Below are 23393 nucleotides of genomic sequence, written 5' to 3'. Positions count from 1 at the left end.
ATTTCTGACAGTGGAACGGAGCAGGGCCTGACAAGCATGAATAAAAAAGACATTATCATTCGGGACATCATCAATCTGCGTGGCCCGAACATCTGGACCTACCGGCCCGTCTTCGAAGCCTGGATCGACATTGGCGAATTCGAGGACTATCCCTCCAACAAACTGCCGGGATTTACCGAGCGCCTGACCGCCTTCCTCCCGTCGTTGATCGAGCACCGTTGCAGTCGTGACGAGCGTGGTGGTTTCATCGCCCGACTCCATGAAGGCACCTGGATCGGTCACGTTCTCGAACACGTTGCGCTGGAGCTGATGACCATGGCCGGCCTGCCCGGCGGTTTCGGACGCACCCGCGAAACCACAGAACGCGGTGTTTACAAGCTGGCCATCCGCAACTGGCAGGACGACATCACCAAAATTGCGCTGGAACAAGGCATTGCCCTGATCCTCGCGGCGGTTGAAGACCGCCCCTTCGATCTGGCTGACGTCATCCACACGCTGAAGCGCAAGGTGGACCGCAAATACCTCGGCCCATCCACCGCCGCCATCGTCGGCGCCGCAGATGATCGTGACATCCCCGCCATTCGCCTGCTGGATGACGGCAATTTGGTCCAGCTTGGCTACGGCGCTGCGATGCGCCGCATCTGGACGGCCGAAACCGACCAGACCAGCGCCATTGCGGAAACCATTTCGCGCGACAAGGATTTGACCAAGGAACTGATTTCCTCGGTCGGCGTCCCGGTACCTGAAGGCCGCGAAGTCGATAGCGCCGATGATGCCTGGGATGCGGCCGAAGACATCGGCCTGCCGGTCGTCGTCAAGCCAACCGACGGCAACCACGGGCGCGGCGTATTCATCGACCTGACCACCAAGGAAGAAGTCGCCAAGGCCTACGCCATCGCTGTCGAAGAAGGCTCCAGCGTGCTGGTCGAGCGCTCTATCCAGGGCATCGAACATCGCCTGCTGGTCGTCGGCGGCAAACTGGTCGCGGCCAATCGCAGCGACCTGATCACCGTCATCGGCGATGGCAAGTCCACGGTCGAGCAGCTGATTGAAACGCAGGTCAACACCGACCCACGCCGCGGCAAGACGGAGTTGCATCCGCTCTCCATCATCCGCATCGACACGGCCGCCAAAATCGAATTGGAGCGCCAGGGCTTGAGCGCCGACAGCGTGCCGGCCAAGGACCGCGAAGTGCTGATCCAGCGCAACGCCAACCATGCCTTCGACTGCACCGACGAAGTCCATCCCGACACGGCCCAGGTCGTCGCGCTGGCCGCCCGAGTCGTCGGCCTTGACATCGCGGGCGTCGATCTCGTCTGCCAGGACATCTCCAAGCCGCTTGATGCGCAGGGCGGTGCCATCGTTGAAGTCAATGCCGGCCCCAGCCTGCTGATGCACATCAAGCCGGGTATCGGCAAACCGCGTCCGGTCGGCCAGGCCATCGTCAATAACCTGTTTCGCGAAAACCAAAGTGGCCGCGTACCGCTGGTTGGCGTAACCGGCACCCATGGCAAGAATGCCGTTGCCAAGATGGTCGCCCACCTGCTTTACCTGTCCGGCCAGCATGCTGGCCTGGCTTGCAAGGACGGCATTTACCTCGGCCGCCGCCAGGTTCAGAAAACCAGCGCCGCCAACTGGGAAGGCGGTCGTCGCCTGCTCCTCAACCGCGCGGTGCAGGCTGCGGTCATTGAAAACGGCGCCCCGGTCATTCTGGGCGAAGGCTTGGCCTATGACCGTTGCTCGATCGGCATCGTGACCAATATCGCCTTGGACCAAGAAGACCTGTCACGCTGGAATGTTCAGCCAACTGGCGGCGAGTACTACACGACCCAACGCTCCACTTACCGGACGCAAATCGATGTGGTTTTGTCGAATGGTCATGCGATCCTGAATGCAGAAGACGAACTGGTGGCTGACTTTGCGGAACTGTGCGATGGTGAAGTGATCTTTTTTGCCTGCGATCAGGCCAACCCGACGCTGGTCGCCCATCTTGCCGCTGGCAAGCGCGGCGTCACCGTGGCCGACGGCCGCGTCGTACTGCGCACGGGAAGCGAAGAAATCCGCCTCAGCCGACTGGTCAATGCACCTTATGTCGGCAAGGCCAAGCAAGGGAAAAAGATCGCGAATGTGCTGGCCGGCATTGCCGCCGGCTGGGCCATGGACCTGGGCAAGGAAGTACTGACGACAGGGATGAAGACCTTCGGCATCGATCTGGTCGACCCTGCCGAGCTGATACCGCAACTTGCCAAGAAATCGCAACCCGCAAAAAAACCGGCCATTGCCCGGAAATAACAAGGATCAAGCGTCATGGACGTTTCCCGTATTCGTGCACTGCGCGGCCCCAACCTGTGGAGCCGGCATACCGCCATTCAGGCCATCGTTACCTGTGAGGGTAGCGAGGTCGCCATTTCAGACCTGCCCAATTTCGAAGCACGCCTGCGCGAACGCTTTCCGGAACTGGGCGACCTGATTCCCACCGACCACCTGGACACAGTCTCGATGGCACATGCCCTCGAATTCGCCGCCCTCGGCCTGCAAGCCCAGGCGGGTTGCCCGGTCACCTTCAGTCGCACAGCACACACCGTCGACCAGGGCGTCTATCAGGTGGTCGTGGAGTACACCGAAGAAGATGTGGGTCGTCTGGCTTTTGAACGAGCAGAAGAACTTTGCCTGGCCGCGCTGAACGACACCCCTTTCGATCTCGATGCCGCGCTGAAGGAATTACGCGATCTCGATGAAGACATCCGCCTTGGCCCCTCGACCGGGGCCATTGTCTCGGCCGCCCTCGCCCGTGGCATCCCTTACCGCCGACTGACGCAGGGTAGCCTCGTCCAGTTTGGCTGGGGAAGCAAACAGAAACGTATTCAGGCCGCGGAAACCAGCCTGACCAGCGCCATCGGCGAATCGATTGCGCAGGACAAGGAACTGACCAAGAAACTGCTGCACGCATCCGGCGTTGCTGTTCCACACGGTCGCCCGGTTGAAGACGAAGACGACGCCTGGGTCGCCGCGCTCGAAGTCGGCCTGCCGGTGGTCGTCAAGCCGCAGGATGGCAATCAGGGCAAGGGCATTTCGGTCAATCTAACCACCGAGGAGCAGGTTCGCAAGGCTTACCGCGTGGCGATCGAGTTCCGTGACGACATCATGGTCGAGAAATTTCTGTCCGGGCACGACTGGCGATTGCTGGTCATCGGCGACAAGCTGATTGCCGCCGCACGCCGTGATCCGCCACTGGTCATCGGCGACGGAACGCATACCGTGCGTGAACTGGTCAATATCGTGAACAGCGACCCACGCCGATCTGATGGCCACGCCACCTCACTGACCAAGATCCGCTTCGACGAAATCGCACTCTCCCGCCTTGAAGAACAAGGCTACAGCGCGGAATCAGTGCCCGGCCGCGGCGTTCGCGTCGTACTGCGCAACAATGCCAACCTGTCCACCGGTGGTACCGCCACCGACGTCACCGATGACGTTCATCCGGAACTGGCTGCCGCCGCCGTTGCCGCAGCGCAGACCGTCGGCCTCGACATATGCGGTATCGACGTCGTCTGCGACACCATGCACAAGCCGCTCGAAGAGCAAGGCGGCGGCATCGTTGAATGCAACGCTGCACCCGGCTTGCGCATGCACCTCGACCCGTCATTCGGCAAAGGCCGCGCCGTGGGTGAAGCCATTGTCGGCATGATGTTCCCGGATGGTGATAACGCCCGCATACCGGTCGTCGCCATCGCTGGCACGAATGGCAAGACCACCACCAGCCGCCTGATCGGCCGCATTTTTGAATCGAACGGACTGCGTGTCGGCATGACCAGTACCGACGGCATTTACGTCGAAGGTCGCCGCATCGACAGCGGCGACTGTTCCGGTCCGCGCAGCGCCCGCAATGTGTTGATGCACCCGGACGTCGATGCAGCCGTCTTCGAGACCGCGCGCGGCGGCGTGCTGCGTGAAGGTCTTGGCTTCGACATGTGCGACGTGGCGGTCATTACCAACATCGGTATCGGCGACCACCTCGGTCTCAACTACATCACCACCGTCGATGAATTGGCTGTGGTCAAACGCGTCATCGTCGAGAATGTCGCGCCAAGCGGCACGGCAGTTCTCAACGCGGCGGATCCGGTGGTTGCCGCCATGGCGCACCACTGCCATGGCGATATCATTTTCTTTGCCCGTGACCGCATGAACCCGGTATTGGCCACGCACCGAGCCCAAGGCAAGCGTGTGGTTTATGTCGACCGCGACGCCATCATCTGCTGCGAAGGGCGAAAAAAGCAGCGCATTCCGCTCGCCAACATCCCGCTGACGCGAAACGGCACGATCGGCTTTCAGGTCGAGAACGCCATGGCGGCCATCGCCACCGGCTGGGCACTTGGCTATCCGTGGGAAGTAATCGAGGGCGCTTTGGCGAACTTCGTCAGCGATGCTGCAACCGCCCCTGGCCGCTTCAACGTCTTCGACTACAAGGGGGCGACACTGATCGCCGACTATGGCCACAATCCGGACGCCATTCAGGCACTGGTTGGCGCCATCAACAACATGCCCTCGGTCCGTCGTTCCGTCGTGATTAGTGGCGCCGGCGACCGCCGTGACGACGACATTCGCCAGCAAACCGAAATTCTCGGCGATGCCTTTGATGATGTCATTCTTTATCAGGATGCCTGTCAGCGCGGACGCGAGGATGGTGAAGTGATCAGCCTGTTGCGTGATGGTCTGGCCAATGCCAGCCGCACCAAGCAGATCGATGCCATCACCGGCGAATTCATCGCCATCGACGCCGCCTTGGCTCGATTGCAACCCGGCGACCTTTGCCTGATCCTGATCGACCAGGTCGAAGAAGCGCTGGCGCACATTGCAATGCGGATTGCTGAGGCCGGTTAACCGCCATTTTGCCAAGCAATCAATAGAGAAAGCCCGGTGACTATTTACCGGGCTTTTTTATGAGCCATCGGAATTTTTTGCGTTTGATCGATTCCGGAAAGTCATTGAAAATAACCCATCGTTTACATGGATGCATTCATGAACCCAGCCGCAGAAGCCATGTTTTCGCAAGCCGTTCGCCTGCCACAGATTCCCCATGTCATGCAGGAGGTAGTAAAAAGCCTGCGCGACGAAAATGTATCAGGCCAGCAACTGGCAGCCTTGGTAAGCAGCGACCAGGTGATTGTCGCCAAAGTCCTTCGCCTCGCAAATTCAAGTTATTACGGCGCACGACGCAATGTGGCCAAAGTCAGCGAAGCTGTACAACTATTAGGGCTGGATACCTTTCGCAACCTGGTTATCTCCAGCGCACTGGTTAGCGCCTTTCCCAAGGTCAGCGGTTTTGATCTGGCTGGCTTTTGGCGAAATTCGATGCTGGTTGCCAATATCGCGCATATTCTCGGCAGGGATTTGGAGACTGATCGGGAAATGCTCTTCTCGTCAGGACTGATGCACAGCATTGGCCAATTACTTATTGTCCTTTGCCTTCCGGCCGAATCCGACGCAGTGGCCGATCAACTGAAAAATCTCGAGCTTGTGGCACAGAGAACAACCGAAGAGCGCCTATTGAGTCTGAACCACTTTGAAGTTGGAATGGAACTGGCGCGGCGCTGGAATTTTCCTGAATGCATTCAGTCTGCTGTCGGCCATTACGACGCACCGGAGGCCACAGACATCCCGGCGCAGGTCGTTCATGCAGCGGTCAGGATTGCCCATGGCATTCAGTCAGGAGATACCTTTTCAGACATGCTAGCGGCGATTCCTCCCGAGATTGCCGAGCAACTCGGCATCACACAGGCATGGTTCATGGAAGAAGGCGAGGTTTTCGATTTGCTGCTGGCCGAAGCCTCTGCCCTGGCCTAGCCACCTATCCTCAGCCCGGTCTTTTTCAGGATTTTGCTGGAGTAGAGGATGTCACTCGCCTTGCAGGCATTGCCGAGTAAAGCGCCAATCTCTGCCGCCTTGAGCGAACACTCTTCACGCGAAGCGCCATGCACCATGGCAAACAGGTTGTACGGCCAGGCCGGCAGCGCGCGCGGACGACGGTAGCAGTGGGTGACAAAATCCAGCGCACCGACCCGGGCGCCGAGTTCATCGACCTGGTCATCGGCCACGTCCCACACCGTCATCCCGTTAGCCGTCCAGCCAATGGCGTAGTGATTGGGAACAACACCGATGCGGCGGATGATACCGCTGTCCAGCATCGCCTTCAGTCGGCGCATGACATCATCGGCTGACAGTCCAAGCTGCCCGGCAATCAACTGATAGGGGCGTGCCACAAGCGGCAGGCCGCCTTGCGTGGCAACGATCAGCGCGCGATCAATATCGTCAAGCTGCCCTCCGTTCATACTCGTGCTTCCAGCTTCATTTCTACAAAAAATTCGCGTTCCTTGGGAAAGGCAAAAACTGGAAGTCCGGTCTCATGCTCGATGCGGTGAATTGCTTCGGCTATGCCATCCTGTGTCTCCGTCGCCAGCACGAACCACATGTTCAGCGCGTGTTCGCGGCGATAGTTGTGGGCGACCTGCGGCAGGGCATTGACCAGCGACGTCACTGCCTCATAGCGATCTTCCGGCACGGTCAGCGCTGCCAGCACAAAGGCGCCCCCCATTCGTTCGACCTGGAACATCGGCCCGAAACGAGTCAAAACCTTGGCAGCAAGCAGGCCTTCCAGTCGTTCTAACAACGCGTCTTCCGAAATGCCCGATTGTTCGGCGACCTCGGCGTAGGGACGTTCGCAGATCGGAAAATCGCTTTGCATTTTTGCGATTATTTTCCGGTCGACCGCGGTAAGGTCACGCATAACGGGCGCCGTTCTGCTTGAAGCGGGTCAGCGAGAAAAGTACCTCATGGGCTGCGTCATTCAGGCCATGCCGCTGGCGGAGTTCGGCAATGATCGCCTGGACTTCGGCACGTTCGCGACCATGGATCATGCAGAACAGGTTGTATGGCCAATCCGGCAAACTGCGCGGGCGGCGGTAACACAAGGTGACGGACGGCTCCTCAGCCAAGGCGCGGCCAATCTCGCTGACCTGATCATCGGGAATGTCGTGCACGAGCATGGCATTCGCCGTGTAGCCGAGTTCTTGATGGCGAACGACGACGCCAAAGCGCTTGATATCGCCCTCCTCCAGCCAGCGCCGGATGCGAACCAGCACGTCGGATTCGGACGCACCAATCCGCTCGGCAATCAGGGCAAACGGCCTGATGAAGAAGGGCAGGCCTTCCTGCAGAACCGAAACCAGCCGGCGCTCCGACTCGCCAATCGGCGCCGCCGGTTTAACAGGCCGGGCGGCGGCGACGCTCTTCTGCTTTTCGCCCTGCAGCGAGAAACCGAGGTCGATGTGAAACTCTTCGAGCAGCGGCAAGGCAAGCAGCGGATAGCCGGCGGCCTTTTCGATGGCGCCGAGCGTTGCCTGCAAACGCCCTTCGCTGCCTGCGGTGACAACAAACCACAGGTTGTAGCGGTGTTCACGCTCGTAATTGTGATTAACCTCAGGAAAGCGGTTGACCGTAGCCGCGACGGCCTCCAGCTTTTCGGGGGGAACAGCCATCGCTGCCAGCGTCGAGGCACCTATGCGCTTGGGTGCGAAGACGGCGCCAACGCGCGATATTTTCCCTTCGCGGCGCAGTTTTTCCAGGCTGCCCAAAACCGCCTTTTCGGCCACGCCCAAGCGCTCCGCCAGTTCGGCGAAGGGTGCCGGACAGAGCGGGAAGTCTCGCTGGAATTCGTTGAGCAAACGAAATTCGAAAGTGTCGTTCATCAGAAACCGATGCGGGTGGCGCGGGAAGTAAAGAAGATACCGGACGGGCTTTCGGCCGGAATTTCTCCCAGTTTGGCAAAATTTTCGGTGTTGTAAATCAAAACCTTGTTGTCATCACGCGCCGACAGCCAGACGTTTTCACCGCGCGGGGCGAACTCCATGTGCAGGACGGCCTTGCCGGGCGCCATTTGCTGTACTACCTGGCCGCTCAGGGTATCGATGACATCGACCTTGCCGTTGTCCGGGAAGGCGAAATTAACCCAGATCTGCCGACCATCCGGCCGCGCCATGGCGAATACCGGCTGACCGCGAACGGGGATGTGGCCTGCTTCTTTCCAGGTTGCCGTGTCGACCACCAATACCTCGTGGTGACCGACCGAGGGCAGGTATAGCTTGCCTTGCGCCATCGACCAGCCTCGCAGGTGCGGCATTTTGAACACCGGCAGCTTTTCCTGGCCCCGTCCATAGTGTTCGAGGATCTTGCGACTACCCTTGTCCGGCTGCCAGAGATCGAGCAAGGCGATGCCGTCCTCGCCAAAAAGGCCGGCCAGATAGTAGCGGCCATCCGGCGTCACCAGCCCATCATACGGCTGACGACCGGCTGGAAAACGCTGCGTCACCGGATGTTTCGGGTTGCTGAAATCGCTGACCCAGATTTCGCCGCCATCAAACAAGGCGTAGGCGAATTTGTGACCCGGCACATCGGCCAGCCCAACGACCTTGGAAAATTTCCCCGGCGCATATTCAGCCGGCACTTCGGAAAGCAGTTCCAGCGTTTCGGCATCGAAGGCCTTGATGCCGCCCGGCGTGTAGTTCTGGGCCACGACGATGCGCCCATCCTGCGAGATCGAGCCGCCGATGGCGTTGCCCGACTGGATGACGCGTTTGACGATCTTCGCTTCGAGAAGATCGAGCTTGGTCAGCCCGCCGTCACGCCCAAAGATGAAAGCGTAGCGGCCATCACGGGAATAGACGACAGAGGCATGCGACAGGTCGCCCAGACCGCCGATGCGCGCATAGGGCTGGCGCGAGGTGGTGTTGACCAGGGTCACGTTGCCACTGGCCCGCTCGATGATCAGGCCGAGATCGCCTGTACCGCGCAATTGCGGGCCGGCACAAGCGTTGAGCACGAGGATCAGGAGAAAACTCAGAAACAGGCGCATGGCGTTCTCATTGGGGAAATTCGGTCATCAGTTTTTCGACAATCCACGCCGCTTCCGCTTCGGACAGGAATTGCTGCCAAGGCGGCATGGGGGTGCCCGGACGGCCATAGTAAATCGCAGCGGCCAGCCCTTCGACCGGTTTGTCACGCAGATTTTCCGGCAATAGCGCCGGTCCAAGGCCGCCTTTCAACGTCATGCCGTGGCAGGAACCGCAGTCCTGACGAACGAGGTGCACCAACTCCTTTTGCCGCGCCTGATCGGGTTCCGCGGCAATAGCCGGTGCAGCCACACCGGTTGCCACGGTCAACAGGAAAAAAAGGCAAAAAATGAAATTATTCGGTGACAACGACAGCCCCTGTCATTTCCGGATGCGGCCCACAGTGATATTCATAACGCCCGGAGTGATCAAAGCGACGCTGCCAGCTATCATCCGGAAACAGGCGCTCTGATTCCAAACCGCCTTCCGCCGGAAAGATGACCGAATGGCTGGTGCGCTTCTCGTGATTGGTCCAGCGCACGCTTTCGCCCACCTTGATGCCAACTTCGGCAGGTATGAACTTGTAGCCTTCGATACTCACTTCAGCCACATTTTGCGCCAGCGCCGAGAGCGAGAAGAACGCCAGCAGCAGCGGCGCTCTTTTCAGCCACAGACATCCGGAATGCACGGCAAAGCCGGATGACATAACGATTACTGCTTGGCAGCCTTCACGTCGCCATCAGCGCCGAGGCCGAGCGTATGACCAAAGGACACATGGTGGAAGCGGCCACCGGCATTGTCGGCATGAATGGCAATGCCAAACGGTACGGTCTTGCCCGGGGCCAGATTGACGCCACCGGCCAGCTTGCGGGTGAAGGTCACGGTGGTCATGTCACCCGCCTTGGTCGCCTCGGCCGTCACGCCGGCCTTGTTGCTCTCCATGTTGCGCTTGTCAGACACCATGCCGTCGACAGCCTTACCGCCACCGCTGCTCTTCCACTGCATCAGCTCCATCGATCCGGCAGACACATACTTGGTCTTGGTATCGGCAGCGCCGGGCATCGTCCGCGCATCTTTGTGACAGGCTACCCAGCAACCGGCCTGTTCGCCGAGCGGCACCTTGTCGCTCGGGAACATGACGCTGGCCTTGAGTTCGTTGTCCTTGTCGGAATGATCGAAACCACCACCCGGTGCCTTGAAAGTCAGGCGAACGTAAAGATTGGTCGCGTCATAGGCGGCCTGCATGGTGACCGGGTAGGTCAGCGTCTTCGGCGCGCCCTTCGGCTCCATTTCCTTGCCGGCCAAACGCTTCAGGTCGAGGCTCAGCTTGCCATCTTCAATATGGCAACCGGAACAGCTTTCACCCTTCTTCAGGCCACTGGCACCACTATGCTCCCCCTTGCCCTGCACCCATTCGATCGGCGCAGCACCCGGGTGAAAAACGTGGATTGTGCTTTTGGCAGCCTTGCTCCAGTCCGGGGCCGCCATGGCAACCTGGGAACCGAGCGCGAGAAATGCACCAAAGACCGCCAAGGAAACTAGATTCTTCTTCATCGTGGTTATCTCCACCAAAAATGATTTGCAGACGCCGCAAGTAACGGAACCTGCGGGCAATTCTACGGTTTCATATGCTACGGGGGCTTGCGCCCCCGTAGCCTCAAGTCATGTCAAACAATCAGCAGTCGATTAATAGATATCGTGCTGCGTGTTGTAAACATTGAACTTGCCGGTCGGCGTGATCATCTTCGGATCGGTGATCACCTTCTTCAGTGTCAGCGTTGCATCGTCATAGACAACGATGGCTGACTGATCGGTCTTGCCACCCCACAAGGAGATCCAGACCTCCTTGCCATCAGCACTGAATTCCGGATGCACCGCACGGCGAGTTGCCTTGGTGACGGGCAGACCAGAATCCTTGGCGACATTGATCACTTTGTATGGTTTGGAAAGATCGGACAGATTCCAGACAGAAACCGATTCCGCCAGTTCCCGGTCAGAGTTCTGCGGCGAATCAGCCCACAGGTGCTTGGAGATCGGATGCGTCTTGACGAACAGGTTGCCCGGCACGTGCTTCACTTCCTGCACAACCTTCCAGTTGAACTCCTTGAACTTGGCATTTTTCTTGTCATCCGACGGTGTGCTGATCAGGGTCAGGACATCGGCACCAAGGTGACCCGTCGTCCATACCGGACCAAATTTCGGATGGGTAAAGTTGGCGCCACGACCCGGGTGAGGCAACTTCGCGACATCGATCAGCGCAGCCAGTTTGCCTGTCTTGGTATCAACCGCAGCGATCTTGTTGGACGCATTGGCTGCCACCAGGAAGTAACGCTTGGAAGCATCCCAACCGCCGTCATGCAGGAACTTGGCCGAACCGATGGTGGTGGTCTTCAGGTTTTCAATGTCGGAGTAATCGACCAACAGAATCTGGCCGGTTTCCTTGATGTTGATGACCCATTCCGGCTTGATGAAAGAAGCAACGATGGAAGCAACGCGCGGTTCCGGATGGTATTCGCCATCAACGGTCATGCCACGGGTGGAAACGACCTTGCGCGGCTTCAACGTGTCGCCGTCCATGATCACATACTGCGGGGGCCAGTAGGAACCGGCAACGGCATACTTGTCTTCAAAGCCCTTGAACTTGGAGGTATCGACCGAACGGGCGTCGAAGCCGATCTTGACTTCGGCAACCACCCCCGGCTTTTCCATCCACAAATCAATCAGCGACAAACGACCATCGCGACCAATCACATACACATAACGACCAGACGCCGAGAGGCGTGAAATATGAACTGCATAGCCGGTCTTGACGATACTGCGAATTTCTTTGGTATCGCCGTCGATCAGTGCCACTTCACCCGTATCGCGCAGGGTGACGGAGAACATGTTCTTCAAGTTGAAGTTGTTCATCTGCTTGGTTGGACGCTGGTCAACCGGCACGATGACCTTCCATGAATCCAGCGTTTCCTTGAAGCTGTATTCCGGCGGGACATCCGGCTTGTTCTGGATGTATTTGGCCATCAGGGAAAGCTCATCCTTGGTCAGGATGTCGTCAAAGTTCACCATGCCGCCATCGGTACCGTAACCGATGATTTTTTCCAGGCGCTGCTGGCCAAGCTTGAGCGTGCCGCCCTCGGTGACGTTGCCGTCCTTGTCCTTCTTGGTCCAGTGCGGCTCAAGATTCTTGCCGGTGGCGCCCTTGCGCAAGACACCGTGACAACCGGCACAACGTTCAAAATAAATTTTCTTGGCAGCATCTTTTTCGGCAGCCGTCATCTCCGGCGCCACCTTCGCAGTTTCCTGAGCGAAAGCCGATCCCATGGCTGCGGCCATGGCGCCAAGAGCAAGCATCCCCACTACTGTTTTTTTCATCTTTCTATCTCCTGAAACGAAACAATTCGCGTCCTATCCCCTTAACGCGATGCATTGCAAGGTTGAACCTCGGGCCGACTTGCATCCTTGATACCCATCAATCTTTTAAACATAAGAAATTGTTCATATTCAGCACGTTGTAATTACAATTAGCTACACCACTAGTGCTTTAGTAGTAATTCCGGTCATTCGTTGATTGCCTGCTATTGGCAGGCGCTGCATAGCGCATTAGGATGGCCGCCCAAAGACAGAGATCACGCATGAACCCATCTAACAAACTGGAAGCCGGCAAAGTCTGGCTGGTCGGCGCCGGCCCCGGCGATCCCGACTTGCTGACTGTCAAGGCGGCACGCCTGATTTCCCAAGCAGACGCCATCGTGTACGACCATCTGGTCGGCAACCGCATCATGGATTTGGCCCGCGCCGATGCACGTCTTATCTATGCCGGCAAGGAAGCGTCAAAACACACCCTGCCCCAGGACTCGATCAACCAGTTACTGGTTGATCTCGCTCGCGAAAATCTGTCGGTAGTGCGCCTCAAGGGCGGCGACCCGTTTATCTTTGGACGCGGCGGGGAAGAGCTCGAAACACTGGTGGCCTCCGGCATCCCCTTCGAGGTCATCCCCGGGGTCACTGCGGCAGCAGGCTGTGCCGCCTACGCCGGCTTCCCGCTGACTCATCGCGATCATGCGCAATCGCTGACCTTCGTCACCGGCCACCTCAAGGACGGCACCGTCAATCTCGACTGGCCGGCGCTGGCCCGACCGAAACAGACAGTCGTCTTTTACATGGGCATTGGTGCAGTCAACGAAATCTGCCGGCAGATGATCAATCATGGCCTGCCCTCGATGACTCCCGCCGCCGTAGTCCGCAATGGCACTCAGCCCGACCAGCAAACGCTGCTCGCCACACTGGGCACCCTGCCCAGTCGCATGGCCGAATTCGGCATCAAGCCGCCAGCCCTGATCGTGGTCGGTAGCGTCGTTAATCTGCAGGCAAAACTCAACTGGTTCGAAAAAAAATGAAATATCTCTGGCTGATTGCCGCTCTCTTCGTTACCTCTGCACACGCTTATACCGGCCAGGAACTGCGTGAAGACTGCCAGGCTGCGGACGAATTTTTCGCCGGCAAAAAAACGACAGACCTCTATCAATCGGTCAAAAGTGCGCGCTGTATTTCCTATGTCGCCGGGTTCGCCGACAGCTATTCAGTCAGTAACTTTCTGGCCGAAAAAGTCGGGGTAAAACTCAATGCCTTCTGCCTGCCGAACGACCCCGATCTATCTATGCGCCTAGTCCGTGCGGTGGTTATCCACGTCGAGCACGTACCGCCCAATACGACCGTCAGTACGGCAAAACTAATCGCGGGCGCGTTTGCAAAAGCATTCCCGTGCACCGATACGCTTGAATCCGGGAAGTGATTCGTGGATAATCCGCGCTCCGAATGCCCCGGTGGCGGAATCGGTAGACGCAGCGGATTCAAAATCCGCCGCCGAAAGGTGTGCCGGTTCGAGTCCGGCCCGGGGCACCAGTTATAAAGAAAAAGGCTTTCAGCGATGAAAGCCTTTTTCTTTTTCCGCACAAAGAACGGTTTTCCCCGAGCTTCTGGATGAACGCCACAGAAAGTACGAACCAAATCCCAGCCTTAACGCAGCAACATATTTTTGCAAATTTCCCTGTGTACTTTCGCGCCGCCTTGCCTATCTAGTGCTAGTGTTCATCCAGTTGGCAAGCATGCCGACCGAATAGATTCCAAGCTCAATCTCTTGAAGGGAATGTATGAAAACGCTACTGCAATCGTTTGTTTTTGGTACCAGCCTGGTGATCGCCGCTCACGCCTTTGCCCAAGCGCCTGCTGCGCCGGCCAAACCCATGACGGCAGCACCTCCCGCGGTCGTTGCCGCCCCTGCACCCCCGGCTGCACCGATGGCCCCGGCCACCGCAACGCCCCCGGCCAAGAAAAAAGCTTTCCAAACGCCTGCAACCGCAGCCCCTGGTGGCGGCGCTGACAAGGTTTGGGTGAATTCCGGATCGAAGGTTTATCACTGCCCAGGCGGCAAATATTACGGCAAGACCAAGGCTGGTTCATACATGAGCGAAGCTGATGCCAAGGCTGCCGGCAACCATGCAGTGAGCAAGAAAGGCTGTTTCTGATCCACAGCAGTTCGCCGCAACACTGAACCCCGCCGCGGCGGGGTTTTTTATTGCCCGGCTGCGGCCGGTCACCAAGCAGCGTCAGAGAGAATAAAAGTCCCGGTGATAGAATGTGCGCCCCTCGGTAGAACAGTCATTCACCCACAGGGATAAAGCCTGCAACTCAATTTTTACCGCCTACTTTGTTCATCAACTACGGATTCCGCCCATGTCGTTGACCGTCGACGACTTCGACTTCCCTCTACCGCCCGAACTGATCGCCCAGCACCCTGCCGCTGAACGCCGTGGCAGCCGCTTGTTGCATGTCTGCGGTCAACTGGAATTTCATCGAAAATTTGAAAATTTGCCTGAGCTGCTTGAAGCGGGCGATCTGCTGGTATTCAACGACACCCGTGTCATCAAGGCACGCTTCTTTGGCGTCAAGGACAGTGGTGGACGGGTAGAAATCATGCTTGAACGCATCGTCGATGCCACTCATGCAATCTGCCAGATTCGCGCCAGCAAGGCGCCGAAGCCAGGCAGCACCATGAAACTGGCCGATGCTTTCACGGTCAAAATGACCGGACGCACCGGCGCTGATGACGATTTTTTCGCGCTGGAACTCGCCGACTCGGGCGACTTCTGGGACCTAGCCGAACAGTACGGCAAGCTACCGCTGCCGCCCTACATCGAGCATCCGGCCGAAGGCGCTGACGAAACCCGCTACCAGACGGTCTATGCCCGCGAGCCCGGCGCTGTCGCCGCCCCCACGGCCGGCCTGCATTTCGATGAAGCAATGCTGTCCACGCTGCAGGCACAGGGCGTCAACACGGCCTTCCTGACTCTGCATGTCGGCGCCGGCACCTACCGCCCGATGCGTGTGGAGAAAATCGCCGACCATCGCATGCACAGCGAACGTTTCGAGATTCCACAAGTCACGGCCGATGCCATTGCCGCCACCCGAGCGGCTGGCGGCCGGGTCATTGCGGTTGGCACAACCAGCTTGCGGGCGCTCGAATCTGCCGGCAACGACGATGGAACCGTCCGTGTGGGCGGCGCCGAAACCAGCATTTTCATTACCCCCGGCTACCGCTTCAAGGTGGTTGACCGGCTGATCACCAATTTCCATCTGCCGAAATCGACGCTGCTCATGCTCGTTTCGGCCTTTGCCGGCTACGACAACATCCGCGCCGCCTACGCCCACGCCGTGGCCGAGCGCTACCGCTTCTTCAGTTATGGCGATGCCATGCTTCTGGAAAAAACCGATGCAATTTGAACTCCTGAAAACCGATGGCGCTGCCCGTCGCGGCACGTTGACGCTGGCCCACGGCCAGGTCCAGACCCCCGTCTTCATGCCGGTCGGCACCTACGGCACGGTCAAGGCCATGACGCCGCAATCGCTGCACGACATCGGCGCCCAGATTTGCCTCGGCAACACCTTCCACCTCTGGCTGCGTCCGGGGCTGGATGTGATTGCCGCCCACAACGGCCTGCACGATTTCATGAACTGGCAGAAGCCTATCCTGACCGACTCCGGCGGATTCCAGGTCTTCTCGCTCGGCGCCATGCGCAAGATCACCGAGGAAGGCGTCAAGTTCAGTTCGCCGCACGATGGCGCCAAGCTATTCCTGACGCCGGAAATCTCGATGCAGATTCAGAAGGTGCTGAATTCCGACATCGTGATGATTTTCGACGAATGCACGCCCTACCCGGCAACGCACGAAGAAGCGGCCAAGTCGATGCGGATGAGCATGCGCTGGGCGCAGCGTTCGCGCGACGAACACAACAAGCTGGAAAATAGCAATGCCCTGTTCGGCATCGTGCAGGGTGGCATGTACGAAGACTTGCGCGATGAATCGCTGGCCGGACTGGACGACATCGGCTTCGACGGCATGGCCATCGGCGGCCTGTCGGTCGGTGAGCCAAAGGAAGACATGGTGCGCGTTCTCGCCCATGTCGCGCCCCAAATGCCACTCCACAAGCCGCGCTACCTGATGGGCGTCGGCACACCGGAAGACCTTGTGCGCTCAGTCAAGGCCGGCATCGACATGTTCGACTGCGTGATGCCGACCCGCAATGCTCGCAACGGCCATCTTTTCACTCGATTCGGTGACGTAAAGATCAAGAATGCCCGATACAAGCTGGATACCGGCCCGCTCGATCCGTCCTGCTCCTGCTACACCTGCACCAATTTCACCCGTTCCTACTTGCATCATTTGTTCCGCCACGGCGAAATCCTCGGCGGGATGCTGAACACCATCCACAACCTTCATTTCTATCAGGTCATCATGGCCGAAATGCGCGCCGCCATTGAATCCGGCACCTTCGACGAGTGGTCGGACGAGTTTGTCCGCAAACGGTCATCCTGCGAGTGATAGAATTAACAGTTCTGCTTTTAGTTTATCCGGAGTTACACAATGATTAGTCTTGCCCACGCCCAGACCGCTGGCGCTGCAGCCGACCCGATGGGCGGCCTGATGCAGATGCTGCCGATGATCCTGATGTTCGTCGTGCTGTGGTTCCTGATGATTCGTCCGCAAATGAAGAAATCCAAGGAACACAAGGCACTGCTCGCAGCACTGGCCAAGGGCGATGAAGTCGTCACCCAAGGCGGTATCGTTGGCCGTGTGACCAAGGTCGGCGATGCCTACGTCACCGTCGAAATCGCCACTGGCACCGAAGTTGTCGTGCAAAAGCCGTCAATCGGCCTGGTTCTGCCCAAAGGCACGCTGAAGTCGCTGTAATCATCCCAAAAGGCGGCTTTGTGCCGCCTTTGTCGCTTTGAAGCCGCTATGAATCGCTACCCACTCTGGAAGTACATCACCGTTGCCATCGCGCTGTTGCTCGGCTTCGTTTATACCTTGCCCAACTTCTTCGGTGAATCACCGGCCGTGCAGGTTTCCAGCGCCAAGGTCACCATCAAGGTCGACGCCAAAGCCCTGGCGCGTGTCGAAGAAGCCCTGAAAGCCGCCGGCATCACGAACGAAGGTATCCAGCTCGATACCAACGGCGTGAAGACCCGCCTGAAGGACACCGACACCCAATTGAAGGCCAAGGACGTCCTCGAAAAGGCGTTCAATCCGGACCCCGCCGATCCGCAATACGTCATCGCACTGAATCTGCTGACGGCCTCGCCGCAATGGCTGACTTCGCTGCATGCTCTGCCGATGTACCTCGGCCTCGACCTGCGCGGCGGCGTTCACTTCCTGCTGCAAGTCGACATGAAGGGTGCTCTGACCAAGAAGCTCGACTCGACCGCCGCCGATCTGCGCACCGTGATGCGCGACAAGAATCTGCGCCACAGCGGTGTGAACCGCGAAGGCGACCGTATCGTCGTCAAGTTCCGCGATATTGAAACCCGCGACAAGGCTCGTTTCGCCATTAGCGACAGCCAGCCGGACCTGCTGCTCAGCGAACAGGGCGATACCAGCGAGCCAAAGCTGGTTGCCACGCTGAAGCCTGAAGCCCAGAAAAAGCTCGGCGAATTCGCGCTAAAGCAGAACATCAACACGCTGCACAACCGGATCAACGAACTCGGCGTTGCCGAGCCGGTTATCCAGCAGCAGGGCATCGATCGCATCGTCGTCCAGCTGCCCGGCGTGCAGGACACCGCCAAGGCCAAGGACATTCTGGGCCGTACCGCCACCCTTGAAATTCGCATGGTGGATGACTCGCCAGGGGCGCTGGAAGCCGCACTGGCCGGCAACCCACCCTATGGCACAGAGGTTTACACCGAACGCGGCGGCCAGCCGCTGCTGGTCAAGAAGCAAGTCGTACTGACCGGCGACCGTCTGACCGACGCCCAGCCCGGCTTCGATCACCAGACCAATGAAGCGGCTGTCCATTTGACGCTCGACTCGGCAGGCGCCCGCATCTTCAAGGACGTCACGCGCGAAAACGTCAACAAGCGCATGGCCATCTTGCTCATCGAAAAGGGCAAAGGCGAAGTCGTCACCGCACCGGTTATCCGCGCTGAAATCGGCGGTGGCCGCGTGCAGATTTCCGGCCGCATGAGCACCACCGAAGCCAACGATACCGCCCTGCTGCTGCGCGCCGGTTCGCTCGCCGCACCGATGGACATCATCGAGGAACGGACCATCGGCCCGTCGCTCGGCGCTGAAAACATCAAGAAGGGCTTCCACTCGACGATGTGGGGTTTTGCCGCGATCGCCGTGTTCATGATCCTCTACTACCAGATGTTCGGTGTCGTTTCGGTTATCGCGCTCGCTTCCAACCTGTTGTTCCTGGTCGCCATCCTGTCGTTGCTGCAGGCTACGCTGACCCTGCCCGGCATCGCCGCTATCGCGCTGACCCTGGGCATGGCGATCGACGCCAACGTGCTGATCAACGAACGTATTCGCGAAGAGTTGCGTAATGGCATGCCGCCGCAAGGGGCGATTTCCGAAGGTTATGAACGTGCTTTCGGGACTATTCTCGATTCGAACATCACGACCCTGATCGCCGGCCTCGCACTGCTCATCTTTGGTTCCGGCCCGATCCGCGGCTTTGCCGTGGTTCATTGCTTGGGCATTCTGACCTCTATCTTCTCATCGGTCGTCGTGTCGCGCGGCCTAGTGAACCTGATCTACGGTCGCCAGAAGAAGCTGACCAAGGTGGCCATCGGCCAACTCTGGAAACCCGCGACTGCTGCGGTCAACGGCAAATAACAGGAAAAAACGAAAAATGGAATTTTTCCGCATTCACAAAGACATTCCCTTCATGCGCCATGCGCTGAAGTTCAATGTCATCTCGCTCATCACCTTCCTGCTGGCCGTCGTTTTTCTTTTCACCAAGGGGCTGCACCTGTCGGTTGAGTTCACCGGCGGCACGCTGATCGAAACCCATTATGCGCAGACCGCCGATCTTGAAAAGATTCGCGGGGCACTGGGCAAGGCCGGGTTCTCTGATTATTCGGTGCAGAACTTCGGCACATCAGAGGATGTACTGATCCGCCTGCCGCTGAAGAGCGACCAGAACACCAACCAGATTGGTGAATCGGTCATGACCTCACTGGCCGCTGAAGCGCCCGGCGCCGAATTACGCCGCGTCGAATTTGTCGGCCCGCAGGTCGGCCGGGAACTCGCCGAAAACGGTGCCATGGCCCTGTTGCTGGTCGTCATCGGCATCGTCATCTACCTGGCTTTCCGCTTCGAATGGCGCTTCTCGGTGTCGGCCATCATCGCCAACCTGCACGACGTGGTGATCATTCTCGGCTTCTTCGCCTTCTTCCAGTGGGAATTCTCTCTGTCGGTGCTGGCTGCCGTGCTTGCCGTGCTCGGCTACTCGGTCAATGAATCGGTCGTCGTCTTCGACCGGGTCCGCGAAACCTTCAAGAAGGTCCGTGGCCTGACCACGCCGCAAGTGCTCGACCACGCCATTACCAGCACGATCAGCCGCACCATCATCACCCACGGTAGTACGCAGTTGATGGTCCTCTCCATGCTGATCTTCGGCGGCGAGACCCTGCATTACTTCGCCCTGGCGCTGACCATCGGCATCTGCTTCGGCATCTACTCCTCCGTCCTCGTCGCCAGCCCGCTGGTCATGTGGCTGGGTGTTTCGCGCGAGCAGTTCATCACCAAGGCCAAGACCATCGAAGGCGCCAACGAGGAAGGCGCCGTCGTATGAAAAAAGTGCTGGTCTGGGATCTCCCGACCCGTATTTTCCACTGGCTGCTGGTTGCCGCCGTTGCCGGTGCCTATTTCACGGGCGAGAATGGTGGCAACTGGCTGGTCTGGCATGAGCGGCTGGGGATTCTCATCGTTGGCCTGATCGCCTTCCGCCTGACCTGGGGTTTTGCCGGGTCCACCTACGCCCGCTTCGCCACTTTCGTGCGCGGACCGGCGGCCATCAAGGCTTACCTTACGGGACAGTGGCGAGGGCTAGGCCACAATCCGCTGGGTGCATTGTCGGTACTCGGCCTGCTGGCGCTGGTCGCCCTGCAATTCAGCACCGGATTGTTTACCCAGAACGACGACACCGGAATTGCTGGCCCCTTTTATGCCATGGTTAGCGACAATCTCGGCAACCTCGCGACGAGCCTGCACCACAAGATATTTGATGTGCTGGCGGTTCTGATCGGCTTGCATGTGGCTGCCATCGTGTATTACACACACGTCAAGAAAGACAATCTCCTCAAGCCGATGGTCACCGGCCACAAGGAAGTCAGCAAGGGCGAAAGTGCCCGTGGTGGTGGTCCGATCGCCTTGGTCATCGCCTTGGTCATTGGCCTTGCCGCCAGTTACACAGCCTCCGGCGCCTGGGTAGAAAAACCTCCGGCGCCACCAGCGGCTTCAACCCCCGCCTGGTGATAAAAAATGGCCGCCCCAAGGCGGCCATTTTTCTTTGCAGGCATTACCAATCAATGCTCGTGGTCATGCTCTTCTTCACGGTATTTCTCGTGACAGGCCTTGCAGCTTTCGCCCACCTTGCCGAATTGAACCTTCAGCGCAGCCGCATCGCCGGTAGCGGCAACTTTGGCCAGTTCATTGGCTTCCTTGTTGAAAGCCACGGCCACCTTGCCGACACCTTCTTTATCAGTAAATAGCGCTGGCTTGGCGCGGGTTTGCTCCCAGCCCTTGCCCTTGTCGCTACCCGGCACATAAAGCGCCCCCATGCCTGAATTGGCAGTGGCAGCTATCAGATTGGCAGCCGCAATCGCCTGATCCTTGTTGAAAGACGCAGGATTGTCGATCAGCATGCCTTTCAATTCGCCCATGTTCCAGGCCATGAAGGTATAGCCGGACTGGCGAATTTTGATCGCGTCATGAACTTTGAGCTGAGCAGAAGCGGTACCCGCGATGGCAACTGCCAGCAGGGCGAGCAAGAGTTTGGATTTCATTGGTTATCTCCGTGCTAGGAAGGGGTAAAAATGCCTTGCAGCCGGATAAACGGTTGCCGGCCAACATTTATTCCATGAAATTATAACCGCGCGATATGACAAAGAGCTCGCCCGGCGCGGCGCTCATTCAACAACCGGAATCAGACGGCAAAAACGTGCTTGACCCTCAAGGCCGGGGCGCCTTGCTCGATGGCGACAAGACGCGCGATGTTTGGGTGCTTGCCCGGATTGGCGCGCTCATCCTCAGTATGCTCGGCAAAGATTTCCATGCCTTTTTTGGCCGCTTCGACATTGATCGAGCCGTAGGTCTGCGCCAGATGGTTGTAAACCGCCAAGGATCCTTGGCTACCCGCCTTGTTTTCGATGGCGGCAACCACGTTTCCCTCGGCATCAAGCAGGTTGATGGCTGCAAGGTGCGAGATACCGGGCAGCTTTTTCAAATTTTCAGCAAATGACATTTATTTCCATTCCCGTTTTGCCCTGACCAGCCCAATGATCAGGCCGGTGGCAAAAGTACCAATTGGCAGCGCCAGTGCAATTGCCGTGATACCTCGTTCAAGTTCGTAATTGGCGAGCAGCACTGTCACCAGCGCCAGCCCGATGGCCAGCCCGATAGCCCCGCCTTTAACGCCGCCATTGATCACGGCAGCATCTGTCGTTTTACGATCACCGGTGCAGTGCGAGCAGTAAATCGCATCGGCCGGCACCTCCAGCCCGCATTTAGAGCACTGCATCAGATACGCTTCGCGAGTTCAGCAGCCTTGCCGGTGTAATCCCAAGGCGTTAGCTTGAGCAGCTCAGCCTTTGCGGCTTCTGGGATTTCCAGCGTCGAGACGAAAGCCTGCATGCCGTCGCGGGAAACACGGGTGCCGCGGGTCAACTCCTTCAGCTTTTCGTAGGCGTTCGGCACAGCGTAACGGCGCATCACGGTCTGGATCGGCTCGGCGAGCAGTTCCCAGTTGGCATCAAGGTCGGCTTTCATCAGGTCGGCGTTGACTTCCAGCTTGCTCAGGCCCTTCAACAGCGAATCGTAGGCCAGCAACGTATAGCCGAGACCAACGCCCATGTTGCGGAGCACGGTGGAGTCGGTCAGGTCACGCTGCCAGCGGGAAATCGGCAGCTTTTCAGCCAGATGCTTGAGCACGGCGTTGGCCAGGCCGAGGTTGCCTTCGGAATTTTCGAAGTCGATCGGATTGACCTTGTGTGGCATGGTCGAGGAACCGATTTCGCCCGCCTTGACCTTCTGCTTGAAGAAACCAAGGGAGATATAGCCCCAGATGTCGCGATCGAGGTCTATCAGGATGCTGTTGGCGCGGGCGAAGGCATCGAACAGCTCGGCCAGTGCATCGTGCGGCTCGATCTGAATGGTGTAGGGGTTGAAAACGAGGCCAAGCGACTCGACGAAGCGTTTGGCAAATCCTTCCCAGTCGTAGCCGGGATAGGCGACCAGGTGAGCGTTGTAGTTGCCGACTGCACCGTTGATCTTGCCCAACAGTTCGACATTGACGATGCGGACGCGGGCGCGCTCCAGGCGGTAGGCGACGTTGGCCATTTCCTTGCCCAGCGTGGTCGGCGTGGCCGGTTGGCCGTGCGTGCGGCTCATCATCGGCACGTCGGCATTGACGTGGGCGAGTTCCTTCAGACGGTCAATCACCTTGTCGAGCGCCGGCAGCATGCCTGCTTCGCGTGCCCCCTTGCACATCAGGGCGTGCGACAGGTTATTGATATCTTCTGAGGTGCAGGCGAAGTGGATGAACTCGCTGACCTTAGTGACCTCGGCATTGCCCTTGGTATGTTTCTTGATCCAGTATTCCAGCGCCTTGACGTCGTGGTTGGTGACGGCTTCTTCGGCCTTCACTTCAGCGGCCTGCTCAACGCTGAAGTTGGCGACCAGCGCGTCGAGCTCTGCCACGGTCGACGGGGAAAAAGCAGCGATTTCGAAAAAATGCGGTTCGGCGGCCAGGGCCTTCAGCCATTCGATTTCCACCTTGAGGCGGGCCTTGATCAGGCCGAACTCGGAAAAATGTTCGCGCAGGGCGTCAACTTTGCCGGCGTAGCGGCCATCAAGCGGGGAAAGGGCAGTCAAGGGATTGAAGGTCATGGAATCATCCTTTTCGGTAAGCCCTCAATTTTACCTGCCCAGCGGAGCACTCGCCATACGCT

General features: G+C 58.5%; 24 protein-coding genes and 1 tRNA gene. 13 read left to right on the top strand and 12 right to left on the bottom strand.

Features of this window, described 5'->3' with window-relative positions:
• Nucleotides 1-36: 36 nt before the first annotated feature.
• The 3 genes from cphA (IPJ12_16435) to IPJ12_16425 all read left to right on the top strand — a co-directional run bounded on the left by cphA (IPJ12_16435) (nt 37) and on the right by IPJ12_16425 (nt 5844).
• Nucleotides 37-2292, top strand: coding sequence for a cyanophycin synthetase (gene cphA, locus IPJ12_16435; protein MBK7648687.1), 2256 nt, complete (start codon nt 37-39; stop codon nt 2290-2292).
• A gap of 15 nt (nt 2293-2307) precedes the next feature.
• On the top strand, nt 2308-4881 hold the full coding sequence (gene cphA / locus IPJ12_16430; GenBank protein ID MBK7648686.1) for a cyanophycin synthetase: 2574 nt from the start codon (nt 2308-2310) through the stop codon (nt 4879-4881).
• A gap of 138 nt (nt 4882-5019) precedes the next feature.
• Complete coding sequence (locus IPJ12_16425) at nt 5020-5844, top strand: HDOD domain-containing protein (protein ID MBK7648685.1); 825 nt, start codon at nt 5020-5022, stop codon at nt 5842-5844.
• Here IPJ12_16425 and IPJ12_16420 read toward each other — a convergent pair.
• The 8 genes from IPJ12_16420 to IPJ12_16385 form a co-directional block, all read right to left on the bottom strand.
• Entirely contained in the window at nt 5841-6329 is a 489-nt protein-coding gene (locus IPJ12_16420; protein ID MBK7648684.1) for an AsnC family transcriptional regulator, read from the bottom strand. The two genes, IPJ12_16425 and IPJ12_16420, sit on opposite strands and share 4 nt — an antisense overlap.
• Complete coding sequence (locus IPJ12_16415; protein MBK7648683.1) at nt 6326-6784, bottom strand: AsnC family transcriptional regulator; 459 nt, start codon at nt 6782-6784, stop codon at nt 6326-6328. Before IPJ12_16415 ends, IPJ12_16420 begins: the two co-directional genes overlap by 4 nt.
• Nucleotides 6777-7745: an AsnC family transcriptional regulator gene (locus IPJ12_16410; GenBank protein MBK7648682.1), complete on the bottom strand. Its 969-nt coding sequence runs from the start codon at nt 7743-7745 to the stop codon at nt 6777-6779. The genes IPJ12_16415 and IPJ12_16410 overlap by 8 nt, the downstream gene beginning before the upstream one ends.
• Nucleotides 7745-8908, bottom strand: coding sequence for a protein nirF (locus IPJ12_16405; GenBank protein ID MBK7648681.1), 1164 nt, complete (start codon nt 8906-8908; stop codon nt 7745-7747). Before IPJ12_16405 ends, IPJ12_16410 begins: the two co-directional genes overlap by 1 nt.
• A gap of 7 nt (nt 8909-8915) precedes the next feature.
• The gene (locus IPJ12_16400) at nt 8916-9197 is read right to left on the bottom strand and encodes a cytochrome c (protein MBK7648680.1); all 282 of its coding nucleotides are present in this window, start codon (nt 9195-9197) and stop codon (nt 8916-8918) included.
• Nucleotides 9198-9240: 43 nt separating this feature from the next.
• On the bottom strand, nt 9241-9591 hold the full coding sequence (locus IPJ12_16395; protein MBK7648679.1) for a cupredoxin domain-containing protein: 351 nt from the start codon (nt 9589-9591) through the stop codon (nt 9241-9243).
• Nucleotides 9592-9596: 5 nt separating this feature from the next.
• The gene (locus tag IPJ12_16390; protein MBK7648678.1) at nt 9597-10439 is read right to left on the bottom strand and encodes a hypothetical protein; all 843 of its coding nucleotides are present in this window, start codon (nt 10437-10439) and stop codon (nt 9597-9599) included.
• Between the two features lie 132 nt (nt 10440-10571).
• Nucleotides 10572-12257, bottom strand: coding sequence for a c-type cytochrome (locus IPJ12_16385; protein MBK7648677.1), 1686 nt, complete (start codon nt 12255-12257; stop codon nt 10572-10574).
• 260 nt (nt 12258-12517) lie between these two features.
• Here IPJ12_16385 and cobA point away from each other — a divergent pair, with 260 nt between their 5' ends.
• The 10 genes from cobA to IPJ12_16335 all read left to right on the top strand — a co-directional run bounded on the left by cobA (nt 12518) and on the right by IPJ12_16335 (nt 20700).
• Complete coding sequence (gene cobA / locus IPJ12_16380) at nt 12518-13282, top strand: uroporphyrinogen-III C-methyltransferase (GenBank protein ID MBK7648676.1); 765 nt, start codon at nt 12518-12520, stop codon at nt 13280-13282.
• The gene (locus IPJ12_16375) at nt 13279-13677 is read left to right on the top strand and encodes a hypothetical protein (protein ID MBK7648675.1); all 399 of its coding nucleotides are present in this window, start codon (nt 13279-13281) and stop codon (nt 13675-13677) included. Before cobA ends, IPJ12_16375 begins: the two co-directional genes overlap by 4 nt.
• A 25-nt stretch (nt 13678-13702) precedes the next feature.
• A tRNA-Leu gene (locus IPJ12_16370) sits at nt 13703-13787 on the top strand.
• Between the two features lie 248 nt (nt 13788-14035).
• Nucleotides 14036-14410 (top strand): signal protein, encoded by a 375-nt coding sequence (locus IPJ12_16365; protein MBK7648674.1) that lies wholly within the window; start codon nt 14036-14038, stop codon nt 14408-14410.
• Between the two features lie 208 nt (nt 14411-14618).
• Complete coding sequence (gene queA, locus IPJ12_16360) at nt 14619-15665, top strand: tRNA preQ1(34) S-adenosylmethionine ribosyltransferase-isomerase QueA (GenBank protein MBK7648673.1); 1047 nt, start codon at nt 14619-14621, stop codon at nt 15663-15665.
• The gene (tgt, locus tag IPJ12_16355; protein ID MBK7648672.1) at nt 15655-16764 is read left to right on the top strand and encodes a tRNA guanosine(34) transglycosylase Tgt; all 1110 of its coding nucleotides are present in this window, start codon (nt 15655-15657) and stop codon (nt 16762-16764) included. Before queA ends, tgt begins: the two co-directional genes overlap by 11 nt.
• Nucleotides 16765-16806: 42 nt before the next feature.
• Nucleotides 16807-17133, top strand: coding sequence for a preprotein translocase subunit YajC (gene yajC, locus IPJ12_16350; GenBank protein MBK7648671.1), 327 nt, complete (start codon nt 16807-16809; stop codon nt 17131-17133).
• A gap of 48 nt (nt 17134-17181) precedes the next feature.
• Nucleotides 17182-19056, top strand: coding sequence for a protein translocase subunit SecD (gene secD, locus IPJ12_16345; GenBank protein ID MBK7648670.1), 1875 nt, complete (start codon nt 17182-17184; stop codon nt 19054-19056).
• A 16-nt stretch (nt 19057-19072) separates the two neighbouring features.
• Nucleotides 19073-20017, top strand: coding sequence for a protein translocase subunit SecF (secF, locus tag IPJ12_16340; protein MBK7648669.1), 945 nt, complete (start codon nt 19073-19075; stop codon nt 20015-20017).
• The gene (locus IPJ12_16335; GenBank protein MBK7648668.1) at nt 20014-20700 is read left to right on the top strand and encodes a cytochrome b/b6 domain-containing protein; all 687 of its coding nucleotides are present in this window, start codon (nt 20014-20016) and stop codon (nt 20698-20700) included. Before secF ends, IPJ12_16335 begins: the two co-directional genes overlap by 4 nt.
• A 50-nt stretch (nt 20701-20750) precedes the next feature.
• Here IPJ12_16335 and IPJ12_16330 read toward each other — a convergent pair whose 3' ends face one another.
• From IPJ12_16330 to purB, 4 genes are all read right to left on the bottom strand, one after another.
• Nucleotides 20751-21230 carry a cytochrome c gene (locus IPJ12_16330; GenBank protein MBK7648667.1) on the bottom strand — a complete coding sequence of 160 codons (480 nt, stop codon included), beginning with the start codon at nt 21228-21230 and terminating at the stop codon, nt 20751-20753.
• 140 nt (nt 21231-21370) lie between these two features.
• Entirely contained in the window at nt 21371-21688 is a 318-nt protein-coding gene (locus IPJ12_16325; protein MBK7648666.1) for a DUF2322 family protein, read from the bottom strand.
• On the bottom strand, nt 21689-21964 hold the full coding sequence (locus IPJ12_16320) for a zinc ribbon domain-containing protein (GenBank protein MBK7648665.1): 276 nt from the start codon (nt 21962-21964) through the stop codon (nt 21689-21691).
• Nucleotides 21964-23331: an adenylosuccinate lyase gene (gene purB, locus IPJ12_16315; GenBank protein MBK7648664.1), complete on the bottom strand. Its 1368-nt coding sequence runs from the start codon at nt 23329-23331 to the stop codon at nt 21964-21966. Before purB ends, IPJ12_16320 begins: the two co-directional genes overlap by 1 nt.
• Nucleotides 23332-23393 lie beyond the last annotated feature (62 nt).

The organism is Betaproteobacteria bacterium, from assembly GCA_016709965.1.
In the GTDB taxonomy this organism is placed as follows: Bacteria; Pseudomonadota; Gammaproteobacteria; order Burkholderiales; family Rhodocyclaceae; genus Azonexus; species Azonexus amarohabitans.
Note: the sequence above shows the minus strand (reverse complement) of the source record. Positions and strands in the feature narration are given on the sequence as shown.